Here is a 12,248-nt window from a genome sequence, read left to right as displayed (position 1 = left end):
TGGGTAGCAGCCGCAACCTACCGCCCCCACGACCGCGCGCTTCATCATTCAGCGGCTTGACACGGTCAGCAACCGACTTGGCCGAATCGTGACTCGGAGGAGATCTTCCGGCGACCTGGCGCGCACGACCGGAAGATCGCCCGCACCCGCCGCCCGGCGTCGTGAGGCCGTGACGGGGTCGGCCGGGCGCCCCGAGCGGATCCGCTGACGCCCGCCGACGGGCACGCGGTCCCCTCCGAGCGGGCTCGGAGGGGACCTGCAGGAAGCTCGGAGGGGACCTGCAGGAGGCTCGGAGGAAGCCCCGAGGCGACGACCAGCAGGAGCCGAGCCCAGCGTCGCCCGTGACACGGCGGTACGCGTCCGGCCGGTCCGGGACGGACGAGCGCTACGCGTCCGTCTCGTCGTCGAACTGGCCGAGGACGCGCTCGAGAAGGTCCTCCATCGTCACGAGACCGATCGGGCCCGACGCGCCGTCGACGAGGACGAGCTGGACGTGCTGCGCCCGCATCGCCGACACGGTGTCGAGCAGCGAGAGGCCGGCGTCGACGTGGACCGCCGGGGACGTGACGGTCGTGACGGGCGCGCCGGGAGCGGCGCGGACGATGTCGCGCACATGGGCGATGCCCACCGGCGTGTCGCCCTCCCGGACGACCAGCCTCGAGCGACCGGTGTCACGCGAGACGGCCTCGGCGTCCGCGCAGGTCGCGGTCGTGGGGACCCCGACGGCCCGCTCGGTGGGGACGAGGACCTCGCGGACCGGTGTCGTGTCGAGGTCGATGGCACCGGCCAGGACGCGGTGCTCGGGCTCGGCGAGCATGCCGTGGTCCTTCGAGCTCGCAATGAGCAGCTGCAGCTCCTTGGGGCCGTGGACCTGGCCGAGCTCGTCCTGAGGCGTCACGCCGACGAGGCGCAGACAGCCGTTGGCCATGGCGTTGAGCAGGCTGAGCGCCGGGCGCATGACCCGCGCGAAACCGCGGAACGGCAGCGCCAGCAGCACCGCCGAACGCTCGGGGTGGGCGATGGCCCACGACTTGGGGGCCATCTCGCCGACGACCATGTGCAGGAACACGACGATGCCGACGGCCAGCACGACGGAGACGACGTATGCCGCCGCCTCCGGGACGCGCGCGAAGGTGAACACCGGGGTGAGCAGCTCCGCCACGGCCGGCTTGGCCAGCGAGCCGAGCCCCAGTGTGCACAGCGTGATGCCGAGCTGGGCGCCGGCGAGCATGAGCGAGAGCTCGCGGCTGCCGCGCACGGCGGCCCGCGCCGCGACGCTGCCGCGCTCGGCGAGGTCCTCGAGCCGGTGGCGCTTGCTGGCCACGAGCGCGAACTCCGCTGCGACGAAGAACGCGTTGAGGACGAGGAGCAGGAGCGAGACGAGCAGGGCGGTCGTCATCGGCCGGCCTCCGTCCGTGAGCCGGCCGTGGGGTCGGTCGCATCGGCGCCCTCCACGTCCGACCCGTCGGTGTCGGCGTCGGTGTCGGTGTCGGTGAAGGTGTCGAGGGCCTCGAGGTCGGACATGAGGTCGAGCACCTCGACGCGCACCGCCGACGGGACGTGTCGCTCGACGGCCTCGACGGTGAGGCGGACCGAGACCGGCAGGTGCCGGTGCTCGCGGTCGTGCTCACGGTCGTGCTCACGGTGGTGCGCGAGCGGGGCGCCCGAGTGCCCCCGGGACTCGTGGTCGCCGGACGTCTCGGCGTTCTCGTCGGCGTCACCGGCGCGGACGTCGGCCCCGTCTCCATCGGACTCGTGGTGACCGTCGGACACGACCTCGCGGCGTGCCTCGACGTGGACCTCGTCGCCGACGACGGCCGTGCGGCCCAGGTCCTCGAGGATGAGTCCGCTGATGGTGGAGTACTCGTCGCTGCTCGCGAGGCGCAGCTCGGTCGCGGTGTCGAGCTCGTCGAGGCGCAGGTGGCCCGGGACGAGCCAGGTGTCGGTCCCCGTCTCGACGACGCCCGGCTCCGGGGAGTCGTCCTCGTCGAGGATCTCGCCGACGACCTCCTCGGCGATGTCCTCGAAGGTGACGATGCCGGCGAAGCCGCCGTGCTCGTCGACGACGACGGCCAGCTGCCGGTGGTCGGCCCGGATCTGCTCGAGGACGCGAGGCAGCGGAGCGCTCGTCGGGACGACGGTCGGGTCCGAGACGACGGAGCCCACGGTCGTCGTGCTGCGCAGGTCGGGCTCGACGCCCAGCACCTCGGCGATGCCGGCGACCCCGACGATGTCGTCACCGTCGCGGCCGGTCACCGGGAAGCGTGACCAGCCGGTGCCGAGCAGGTCGACGAGGGCCGAGACCGGTGCGTCGGCGTGGATCGTCGTGACGCGCACGCGCGGCGTCATGACGTCTCCCGCATCCAGCTCGCGGAAGCGCAGGCCGCCCTCGAGCACGTCGGACAGGTCGTCGTCGAGCAGGCCGCCCGCGTGCGACTCGTCGATGATGCGGGTGAGGTCCTCGGCCGTCGCGCCCTGCTCGAGCTCCTCCACGGGCTCGATCCCGACCGTGCGCAGCAAGGCCGTCGACGAACGGTCGAAGAGCCGCACGATCGGCCCGGCCACGGTGAGGTAGGCGAGCGTCGACCGGCTCAGAGAGCGGGCCAGGGGCACGGTCCGCGCGATGGCGAGGTTCTTGGGCGCGAGCTCGCCGAAGACCATCTGCACGACGGTCGAGAAGACGAGGACGGCTGTGACCGAGAGGCTCAGCCGGGCGGCATACGACATCGAGGGGTCGAGTAGCTCGGCGATGCCCGCGCCGACGAGGGGCTCGGAGACGTAGCCGACGAGCAGGGCGGTCACGGTGATGCCGAACTGGGAGGCCGACAACGTGAACGACAGCTGCGACGTGACGCGCAGGGCGCGTTCGGCCGGCGCGTCACCCTCGGCCGCGAGCTGCTTGAGGGCGTTGCGGTCGACGGCGACGTAGGCGAACTCCTGGGCGACGAAGTAGCCCGTCGCCGCCGTCAGGGCGAGGATCAGTGCGATGCCCAGGCAGATGCCGAGGGCGGTGCTCATGCGTTCACCACCCGGGTGAGCGAGTGGTGCGTCTGGGGCGGCCGGATCGGGTCCGGCCAGGGACTATGGCCCTCCCGGGACTCGGCGCGCGAGTCGGAGCGTGAGTGGGATCGCATGAGGCAATCCTAAGTTACGGCGGCGACCCGTCCACCCGGCGACGTCCGGACCGGACCAGGGCGGTCCTGGACGACCCCCGAGCGTTCCCGTGGGACCTCGGCCGGAGCCGCCACGGCTCAGCCGGTCGCGGCGGCGCCCCGGCGGGCGGCCTCCTGGCTGATCTGGTGCGCGAGCTCGACGTCGAGCTGGGTCAGGCCGCCCTCGGAGTGGGTCGACAGCGCGAAGGCCACGGTGCGCCAGCGGATGTCGATGTCGGGATGGTGGTCCATCGTCTCCGCCGCGGACGCGACCTCCTGGACGAACGCGATGCCGGTCAGGAAGTCCGGCGCCTCGAAGGACGCCCGGATCGTGTCGTCGTCACGCGTCCAGTCGGGCAGGTCGCCCAGCTGTCGCTCGATCTCCTCGTCGGTGAGCCGTCGTGTCATGCCACCAGTAAACGCCCGACCGCGCTCGCCCGGTCGTCCTGGACCTCGTGCTGTGGCACCATCGGTGGCGCCATGAGCAGCCCAGACCCCGTCCAGCACCCGGTCCGCCTCGTCGTCGGGGCCGCCGTCGTCGACGACCTGGAGCGACCGACCCGACTGCTGTCGGCCCGCCGCACGGAGCCGTCGGCGCTCGCCGGCGGCTGGGAGCTGCCCGGCGGCAAGGTCGACACGGGGGAGTCCCCGCTGTCGGCCCTGCACCGCGAGCTGCTCGAGGAGCTCGGTGTACGCGTGCGCCTCGGCGCGCACGTGCCCGGTCCCAAGCCGGGCTCCACGTGGCCGCTGGGAGACCGGTACGAGATGCTGGTGTGGCTCGCCGAGGTCGTCGAGGGCACGCCCGAGCCCCTCGAGGACCACGACGAGCTGCGCTGGCTCGACCGGGGCGACCTCCGTGCGGTCGGGTGGCTCCCCGCCGACCTGCCCATCGTCGAGCAGGTCGAGCGGCTGCTGCGGCCGCCCGCGTCCGACCCGGACGCCCGAAGCGCCTCCTGAACCACACGAGAACCACCCACGTCGCCGTGGTCCGAACCACCCTCGAAACCCTGAGAGACTGTCCCTCATGCCCATGAAGACCCGCGCGGACATCCGCAACGTCGCCATCGTCGCCCACGTCGACCACGGCAAGACCACCCTCGTCGACAAGATGCTCTGGCAGTCCGGCGCGTTCGGCGAGCACCAGCACGTCGACGAGCGCGCGATGGACTCCGGCGATCTCGAGCGCGAGAAGGGCATCACGATCCTCGCGAAGAACACCGCGGTGCACTACACGGGCAACGCCGCCCAGGACCGCGGCCTGACCGACGGCGTCACCATCAACATCATCGACACCCCCGGCCACGCCGACTTCGGTGGCGAGGTCGAGCGCGGCCTGTCGATGGTCGACGGCGTCGTCCTGCTCGTCGACGCGTCCGAGGGCCCGCTGCCCCAGACCCGCTTCGTGCTGCGCAAGGCGCTGGCCGCGAAGATGCCGGTCATCCTCTGCATCAACAAGGTCGACCGTCCGGACTCGCGCATCGCCGAGGTCGTCGACGAGGCCTACGAGCTCTTCCTCGACCTCGACGCGACGGAGGAGCAGATCGACTTCCCGATCGTCTACGCGTCGGCCAAGGCCGGCCGCGCCTCCCTCGAGCGCCCGGACGACGGTGGCCTGCCGGAGGGAGAGGACCTCGAGGCCCTCTTCGAGACCATCCTCCAGACGATCCCCGCGCCGACGTACGACGACGAGGCGCCCCTGCAGGCGCACGTCACCAACCTCGACGCCTCCAACTTCCTCGGCCGCCTCGCCCTGCTCCGTGTCTTCAACGGCACGATCAAGAAGGGCCAGCAGGTCATGTGGTGCCGCCACGACGGGTCGCAGCAGCGCGTCAAGATCACCGAGCTGCTCATGACCGAGGCCCTCGAGCGCAAGCCTGCCGAGGAGGCGGGCCCCGGCGACATCATCGCCGTGGCCGGCATCCCCGAGATCACCATCGGCGAGACGCTCGCCGACCCCGAGAACCCGATCCCGCTTCCCCTCATCACCGTCGACGAGCCTGCGATCTCGATGACCATCGGCACGAACACGAGCCCGATGGTCGGCCAGGTCCGCGGCTCGAAGGTCACGGCCCGCATGGTCAAGGACCGCCTCGACAAGGAGCTCATCGGCAACGTGTCGCTGCGCATCCTCAACACGGAGCGTCCGGACGCCTGGGAGGTCCAGGGCCGTGGTGAGCTCGCGCTCGCCATCCTCGTCGAGCAGATGCGCCGCGAGGGCTACGAGCTGACCGTCGGCAAGCCGCAGGTCGTCACGCGCGAGGTCGACGGCAAGGTCCACGAGCCCGTCGAGCGCCTCACGATCGACACCCCGGAGGAGTTCCTCGGCGCCATCACGCAGATCATGGCCGCTCGCAAGGGCCGCATGGAGCAGATGACCAACCACGGGACCGGCTGGATCCGCATGGAGTTCCTCGTGCCCAGCCGTGGCCTCATCGGCTTCCGCACCGAGTTCCTCACCGAGACGCGCGGCACGGGCATCGCCCACCACGTGTTCGAGGACTACGAGCCGTGGTTCGGCGCCATCACGACCCGCACGAGCGGCTCGCTGGTCTCCGACCGCAAGGGCGTCGTCACCTCCTACGCCATGGTCAACCTCCAGGAGCGCGGCACGCTCTTCGTCGACCCGACGACGGAGGTCTACGAGGGCATGATCGTGGGCGAGAACTCCCGGGCCGACGACATGGACGTCAACATCACCAAGGAGAAGAAGCTCACCAACGTGCGCGCCTCCTCCTCGGACAACTTCGAGAAGATCGTCCCGCCGCGCAAGCTGAGCCTCGAGCAGAGCCTCGAGTTCTGTCGCGAGGACGAGTGCGTCGAGGTCACGCCAGAGTCGGTCCGCATCCGCAAGGTCGTCCTCGACGCCGGCGAGCGCGCGCGGACCGCGTCACGGGCGCGTTCGGCGGCGAAGGCCGAGGGCTGACCGAGCCGTGCGCAACGTGGTGCGCGGGCTGAGCAGGTCGTCGGCCGTCGCGGTCGTCGCTGCCGTCCTGGCAGCGGGCACCGCGGCGTGCACCGGGTCGAGCGACCCGACGAGCACCCAGGAGGCGCTGGGGGCCGCCCCGTCGGCAGCGACGGGGCAGCCCCAGCCGGGCGGCACGCTGCAGGTCCTCGTCTCGGGCACCATCGCGACGTGGGACCCGCAGCTGATGTACGTCGGGCCCGAGGCTTTCTTCGCCCAGCGCACCTTCGCCCGCGGCCTCACGGCATACGGCACGGGTGAGCACCAGCGCGACGTCGAGGCCGACCTCGCCACCGACACCGGCACGCCGAGCGACGGGGCCCGCACGTGGTCCTTCACCCTGCGCGAGGGGCTGACCTGGCAGGACGGCTCGCCGATCACGTGCGACGACGTGCGCCACGGCGTCGCCCGCACGTTCGACCGGCGCACGCACGTCGGCGGCACCAACTACGCGAGCTACCTGCTCGCGATGCCGACGAAGGTGACACCCGAAGGGCTCGAGAAGCCCGTCTACGCCGGACCGTCCGACACGGCCCACCAGTCCGACTTCGACCGCGCCGTGTCGTGCACGGGCCGCACCATCACCTTCCGGCTGCGCGACGCCGAGCCCGACTTCGCGCACATCGTGGCGCTGCCCGAGTTCGCGCCGCGCAAGGTCGCGGCCGACACCACGAGCGGCAAGGCGTCGTATGCCGTCATGTCGAGTGGGCCCTACCGGCTCAAGGAGCCGTGGATCGTCGGCAAGGGCGGCACCTTCGTGCGCAACGAGCACTGGGACGCCCGCACCGACCCGATCCGGCAGGCCTACCCCGACGAGATCCACGTGACGTCCGGGCTGGGGGAGTCGACGGTCATCCAGCGGCTGCTCAACCAGCAGGACGACGACGCGTACGCCGTGTCGTGGGTCCAGGCGAGCCCCACCCTGCGCAACCAGGCCGGCACCGCTCTCCAGACGCGGCTCACCTTCCCCTACACCGGCAACGTCGACTACCTCGCCGTCAACATGCGCAGCAGGGTGATGTCGAACCCGGCGGTGCGCAAGGCGCTGTCCCTGTCGACGAACCGCGCGACGTACGTCACCGCGACCGGGGGAGAGGGGGCGGGCACTCCGACGTGGTCGGTCCTGTCACCGACCGTCGACCCCGAGTCCGTGACGCCGCCGCCCGGCCTCGGCGTCGAGGGCGACCCCGAGGCCGCCCGGAAGCTGCTCGAGAAGTCCGGCCTCAAGCTCCCGGTCCCGGTGCGTGTCGTCTACGCCCGCTCGGTGCTCGGCGACAAGGCCTATGCCGCCCTCGCCGCCGGGTGGGAGCGTGCCGGCTTCTCGGTGCAGCTCACCGGCGTGCCGCCCGAGGAGTACTACGAGACGATCGAGAAGCCGACGTCGGTCGACTCCTACGACGTCTTCCGCGGGGTGTGGACTCCCGACTGGCCGTCCGCCGGCGGGGTGCTGCCGGCGCTCTTCGACTCCCGCATCAACATCGACTCGTCGGGGCCGGGCCAGGACGTCGGCTACTTCAGCAGCGACGCCGTCAACGCGCTCATCGACAGGGCCGACGCCACCGCCGACCCCACGGCCCGGGCCAGGGTGTGGGAGCAGGCCGACCGGTCGATCCGCGACGAGGGCGGCTACATCGCGCTGTCGGCGACGAAGGCCCTCTACCTGCACGGCGCAGGCGTCAACAGCTACGAGGACCACAGCGTCGGGGGCATCGTCGACCTCGCCACCGTGTCCGTGCGCTGACTCGCCGAGCACCGACGCTTCGAGAGGACCACCATGGCCCGACTGTTGTTCGTCCACGCCCACCCGGACGACGAGACGCTGACGTGCGGCATCGCGATGGCCCACCACGTCGCCCGCGGCGACGAGGTGCACGTGCTGACGTGCACCCTGGGCGAGGAGGGCGAGGTCATCCCCCCGGGGCTCGCCGAGCTCGAGGGTGACCCCGACGACCGGCTCGGACCGTACCGCCACGGTGAGCTGACGCGCGCTCTCGACCGGATCGGGGCGGTCGTGCACGTGCTCGGGGCCGACGAGGCGGCCGGGCGGCTCTCGCGCTACCGCGACTCCGGCATGGTCGGCTCCCCGGCGGCGGCGCGCCCCGAGGCCTTCGCCGCAGCGGACCTCGACGTGGCCGGAGGTCTCGTCTCCGAGCTCGTGCGCGAGCTGCGACCCGACGTCGTCGTCACCTATGACGAGCACGGAGGCTACGGCCACCCCGACCACGTCCAGACCCACCGGGTGACGCGCCGCGCCCTCGAGCTGCTCGACGCCGTCGACCGCCCGACGCGCGTGTACGAGATCCTCACGCCGCTCGGCTGGGCGCGTGAGGACCGCGCGTGGCTGACCGCCGCCGACCCCGACCTGCTCGACACCACCGCCTGGTGGAGCCGTCAGGACCTCGGCCCGGAACCGCCCGCGCCGCCGCGGCTCGTCGTGCCGACGGCCGACGACGCGTTCCCGCCATCGGTCGTCGACGACGACCGCGTCACGCACGCCGTCGTCGACGAGGCGGCCCGCACGGTCCAGAGCGACGCGCTGCGCGAGCACGCGACCCAGGTCATCGTCGCGAGCGCGGACGTGCACGCCCTGTCCAACCTCGTCGCCGCGCGGACGACGGCCCGCGAGGGCTTCCGGCGCGTCGACCCGCTCACGTGGCAGACCGTGGGTGGTCCCGTCGCGGCGGGCGAGTCCGGTCTGCTCGCCTGACGACGGCAACGATCTCGTCACGGCGCCGACACCTCGCGGTGCTTCGCCGACATCGGACAGCTGCAGCGTTACCGTCGTGCCACACCCGATGTCCCCTGCCCGGAGAGCCGATGGCCCACGACTGGTCCGACGACACGCCCCACGAGCGGCGCTCGACCGTGCTGCGCCTGCTCGTGGCCACGATCGTCCTCGGTGGCGGCTATGCCGGCCTCTGCGTGTGGTCCTCGCAGCACGTCCCGGCATCCGTGTCGGTGGGTGGCATCCGGGTCGGCGGGATGACGCCCGAGTCCGCTCGGGCCGCCATCGACAAGGGCTCGCGGTCCCTGCTCGACACCCCCATCGTCCTCAGCGTGCCGGGCCGTCCCGCGCCGATCGACGTCGTGCCGCGTGACGCCGGACTCACGGTCGACACCGAGCGTTCCCTCGAGGGGCTCACCGGGTTCACGCTCGACCCACGGGTCGTGTGGGACAAGCTCACGGGGTCGGTCCGGACACCCCTGCTGACGGCCGCGGACGACGAGGCCCTCACGGCCTACCTCGACCGGCTCGCACCCGGGTTGGCCGTCGCCCCCGTGGAGGGCCGGGTGACCTTCCCCGACGGCTCCGTCTCCGTCGACATGCCGGCCCCGGGCAGCACGCTCGACGTGGCCGCGACGAAGCTCGCGCTGCGCCGCGCGTTCCCCGACTCCAGCCAGGCCACGGCAGTGGTGCGCCAGGTGCCGCCGGCCGTGAGCGCGGACGTCGTCCAGCAGGTCGGCTCGCAGTTCGGCAGCACGGCGATGTCCCGGCCGCTCACGCTCGTGTCCGGCTCGACGCACGTGCTGCTCTCACCGGCCGAGTACGCCCCGATGGTCTCGGTCGTGCCCGACGGCTCAGGCGGCCTCACGCCCCGCTTCGACGAGCCCGGCCTCGCCCGGCTCGTCGCCGGCAAGGTGACGGTCCCGAGCCGCACGGCGAGCAGCGCCCGCTGGGTGTTCGAGCCGAACAACGGCAGGCCCCGTCTCGTGCCCTCCGTCGACGGGCTGACCCTCGACGAGGACGCGGTCGCGCGGCAGGTCGTCGCCGCCATCTCCGGCTCCGACCGCACGGTGGACGTCCGGGCCGCGGCCGCCCAGCCGCCCTTCACCACCGAGGACGCCCAGAAGGCCGGGGTCACCACCCTCGTGGTGGATTTCCGCTCGCCCTTCCCGACCGACGACGCGACGCGCACCAACAACCTCGTCGTCGCGACGAAGCGCATCAACGGCACCTACGTGCCGCCCGGGGGCACCTTCAGCCTCAACGGCATCCTGGGCGAGCGCACCGAGGACAAGGGGTATGCCGACGGCACCGTCATCATCGACGGCCGGCTGACGCGCGGCACCGGGGGTGGCATCAGCCAGGTGTCCACCGTCGTCTACAACCTGGCCTACTTCGCCGGCGTGGACTTCCTCCAGTTCAGCCCGCACGCGTTCTTCATCCCGCGCTACCCGGAGGGCCGTGAGGCCACCGTCTACTGGCCGACGATCGACAACAAGTGGAAGAACGACACGCCCTACGGGATGCTCCTGCAGACCTGGGTCGAGGGCGGCTTCGTCCACGGACGGGTGTGGAGCACGAAGACGTGGGACATCACGTCGGTCAAGGGACCGCGGCGAAACGTCGTGCCCCCCCAGACGATCCGCACGGACAGCCTGAAGTGCTACCCGCAGCAGCCCAACCCGGGCTTCGACGTGACCGTGACGCGCGAGTGGCGTCGGCCCGGGTCGAGCGCCCTCGTCAGGAGCGAGCCGGTCAGCACCCACTACGTGCCCGAGGACCACATCATCTGCACGAACCCCGCCGCCACGCCGCCGTGACGGACGCAGCGACGATGCGGTACCGCGTCGGTGCCGCGTCGGTGCGGTGTCGCGTGCGCCCCGGTCCTCAGGCGGTCGGACGGGCCAGGTAGGTGTACTCGTGGTGCACGCCGAACCCGAGGCGCTCCCAGAACGCGACACCGTCGGCGTTGTCGGCCGAGACCTGCAGGTAGATCGCCGGCATGTTGTTCTCACGGGCGACCATGGCGATGGCGGACACGATGGTCGTGGCCAGGCCCTTGCGGCGGTGGTCGGGGTGCACCCAGAGCCCGAAGACGCCGGCCCATCCGGGGTGGATCGCCATGCGCGCCAGGGCGATGATCCGCTTCGACTCGGGATCGGTGACCGAGAGGAAGAGCTGCCCGTCGCTGCCGGTCAGGACCGCCTCGGTCGCTCCCGGCACGACGGTGCGCTGCTCGGCGTAGCTCATGAGCCAGTCGAGCTTGAGCTCCGCGTCGGCGGTGACCGGCACCGACTCCTCGGTGAGGGGCGGCACGGCGGCGGACAGGCCGGTCATGACGAGCACCCGCTCCCAGTCGTCGCGGCCGCCACCGACGGCATAGCCGCGCTCGATGAGTGCTGCAGCCGCGGGGACCCCGTCGACGGCGAACCCGCGCTCGCCGTGGACCTGGAAGATCGGCGGGCGGTCGCGCTCGGCGTACCACTTCTCGACGAAGTCGATCGCCTTGTCGAGCGGCAGGCTCGGGTCGCCGACGACGAGGGCCGAGTTGGCCCGACCCGTGAAGCCGTCGGAGGCGCGCAGGACCCAGTCGCCGATACCGCCGCGGTCGAGCGCCTGCCAGCCCTTGGCCATGAGCTTCTCCAGGTCGTCGGCCGACACACGCTCGTGCGCGCGGCCGGGGCGGCTGGCGGGCGGCGGCACGTCCTTGGCGGCGACGACGTCAGCACGGATCAGCTTCACCCGCTCGGTCTTCGTGTCGACGATGAGGAAGTCGTCGTTGCGGGCGACGAGCTCGCCGACGAAGTCGGTGGCGGCCGCCTCGGCGCCCTCGGCGAGCCGGTAGCGCACGACGACCCTGCTGCCGATGGTCAGGCCCGCGGTGAGGCGGTGGCCGGTGGTGTCCACGGCTGCGGTGGGGGAGAGCGAGCCCGCCCCCGAGCCCGTCGTGGGGTCCTGCGAGGAGGTCGTCTCCGGGTCGGTCTCATCCGTGGGGCCGTGCGTGGGCTCGCCGTTCATGTCCGGCATACTAGGCCGTGCAGCATCCGCTCCCGAACGCTCCACAGCAGGAGGTCCGCTCCCCATGACCTATGTCATCGCCCAGCCTTGCGTCGATCTCAAGGACCGTGCCTGCATCGAGGAGTGTCCGGTCGACTGCATCTACGAGGGCAAGCGGTCGCTCTACATCCACCCCGACGAGTGCGTCGACTGTGGTGCCTGCGAGCCGGTGTGCCCCGTCGAGGCGATCTACTACGAGGACGACGTCCCCGAGCAGTGGGCCGACTACTACAACGCCAACGTCGAGTTCTTCAACGACCTCGGCAGCCCCGGCGGCGCCGCCAAGCTCGGCGTCATCGAGAAGGACCACCCGCTCATCGAGGCCCTCCCGCCGCAGGAACACGACGAGTGA

10 protein-coding genes are annotated in these 12,248 nt (G+C 71.8%); 6 read left to right on the top strand and 4 right to left on the bottom strand.

Annotated features, from left to right (window positions below; all coding sequences use genetic code 11):
* Nucleotides 1–385 precede the first annotated feature (385 nt).
* The 3 genes from NR112_RS04735 to NR112_RS04725 form a co-directional block, all read right to left on the bottom strand.
* Nucleotides 386–1,399: a hemolysin family protein gene (locus NR112_RS04735; RefSeq protein ID WP_256792805.1), complete on the bottom strand. Its 1,014-nt coding sequence runs from the start codon at nucleotides 1,397–1,399 to the stop codon at nucleotides 386–388.
* Entirely contained in the window at nucleotides 1,396–3,018 is a 1,623-nt protein-coding gene (locus tag NR112_RS04730) for a hemolysin family protein (RefSeq protein WP_256792804.1), read from the bottom strand. The genes NR112_RS04735 and NR112_RS04730 overlap by 4 nt, the downstream gene beginning before the upstream one ends.
* Before the next feature lie 233 nt (nucleotides 3,019–3,251).
* Nucleotides 3,252–3,560: a 4a-hydroxytetrahydrobiopterin dehydratase gene (locus NR112_RS04725; RefSeq protein ID WP_256792803.1), complete on the bottom strand. Its 309-nt coding sequence runs from the start codon at nucleotides 3,558–3,560 to the stop codon at nucleotides 3,252–3,254.
* Nucleotides 3,561–3,632: 72 nt separating this feature from the next.
* Here NR112_RS04725 and NR112_RS04720 point away from each other — a divergent pair, with 72 nt between their 5' ends.
* From NR112_RS04720 to NR112_RS04700, 5 genes are all read left to right on the top strand, one after another.
* A complete protein-coding gene (locus tag NR112_RS04720; RefSeq protein ID WP_256792802.1) occupies nucleotides 3,633–4,109 on the top strand; it encodes a (deoxy)nucleoside triphosphate pyrophosphohydrolase in 477 nt (158 codons plus the stop codon).
* Between the two features lie 67 nt (nucleotides 4,110–4,176).
* Nucleotides 4,177–6,075 carry a translational GTPase TypA gene (gene typA, locus NR112_RS04715; RefSeq protein WP_256792801.1) on the top strand — a complete coding sequence of 633 codons (1,899 nt, stop codon included), beginning with the start codon at nucleotides 4,177–4,179 and terminating at the stop codon, nucleotides 6,073–6,075.
* Nucleotides 6,076–6,082: 7 nt separating this feature from the next.
* Nucleotides 6,083–7,855, top strand: coding sequence for an ABC transporter substrate-binding protein (locus NR112_RS04710; RefSeq protein WP_256792800.1), 1,773 nt, complete (start codon nucleotides 6,083–6,085; stop codon nucleotides 7,853–7,855).
* A 33-nt stretch (nucleotides 7,856–7,888) separates the two neighbouring features.
* Nucleotides 7,889–8,821, top strand: coding sequence for an N-acetyl-1-D-myo-inositol-2-amino-2-deoxy-alpha-D-glucopyranoside deacetylase (gene mshB / locus NR112_RS04705; protein ID WP_256792799.1), 933 nt, complete (start codon nucleotides 7,889–7,891; stop codon nucleotides 8,819–8,821).
* 110 nt (nucleotides 8,822–8,931) lie between these two features.
* Entirely contained in the window at nucleotides 8,932–10,659 is a 1,728-nt protein-coding gene (locus NR112_RS04700) for a VanW family protein (RefSeq protein ID WP_256792798.1), read from the top strand.
* Between the two features lie 67 nt (nucleotides 10,660–10,726).
* On the opposite strand, the gene NR112_RS04695 is transcribed toward NR112_RS04700, so the two are convergent.
* Complete coding sequence (locus NR112_RS04695; protein WP_256792797.1) at nucleotides 10,727–11,857, bottom strand: GNAT family N-acetyltransferase; 1,131 nt, start codon at nucleotides 11,855–11,857, stop codon at nucleotides 10,727–10,729.
* A 64-nt stretch (nucleotides 11,858–11,921) separates the two neighbouring features.
* On the opposite strand from NR112_RS04695, the gene fdxA reads away from it, so the two are divergent.
* Nucleotides 11,922–12,248, top strand: a complete 327-nt coding sequence (gene fdxA / locus NR112_RS04690; protein WP_256792796.1) for a ferredoxin — start codon at nucleotides 11,922–11,924, stop codon at nucleotides 12,246–12,248.

The sequence above is a fragment of the Terrabacter sp. Ter38 genome, assembly GCF_024519435.1.
In the GTDB taxonomy this organism is placed as follows: Bacteria; Actinomycetota; Actinomycetes; order Actinomycetales; family Dermatophilaceae; genus Terrabacter.
This window is presented reverse-complemented; position numbering and strand designations above follow the sequence as displayed.

Coding starts and splice junctions, on each gene's coding strand:
- NR112_RS04735 (WP_256792805.1), bottom strand. CDS start 1,399: ATGACGACCGCCCTGCTCGTCTCGCTCCTGCTCCTCGTCCTCAACGCG.
- typA (WP_256792801.1), top strand. CDS start 4,177: ATGCCCATGAAGACCCGCGCGGACATCCGCAACGTCGCCATCGTCGCC.
- fdxA (WP_256792796.1), top strand. CDS start 11,922: ATGACCTATGTCATCGCCCAGCCTTGCGTCGATCTCAAGGACCGTGCC.
- NR112_RS04730 (WP_256792804.1), bottom strand. CDS start 3,018: ATGAGCACCGCCCTCGGCATCTGCCTGGGCATCGCACTGATCCTCGCC.
- NR112_RS04720 (WP_256792802.1), top strand. CDS start 3,633: ATGAGCAGCCCAGACCCCGTCCAGCACCCGGTCCGCCTCGTCGTCGGG.
- mshB (WP_256792799.1), top strand. CDS start 7,889: ATGGCCCGACTGTTGTTCGTCCACGCCCACCCGGACGACGAGACGCTG.
- NR112_RS04695 (WP_256792797.1), bottom strand. CDS start 11,857: ATGAACGGCGAGCCCACGCACGGCCCCACGGATGAGACCGACCCGGAG.
- NR112_RS04725 (WP_256792803.1), bottom strand. CDS start 3,560: ATGACACGACGGCTCACCGACGAGGAGATCGAGCGACAGCTGGGCGAC.
- NR112_RS04700 (WP_256792798.1), top strand. CDS start 8,932: ATGGCCCACGACTGGTCCGACGACACGCCCCACGAGCGGCGCTCGACC.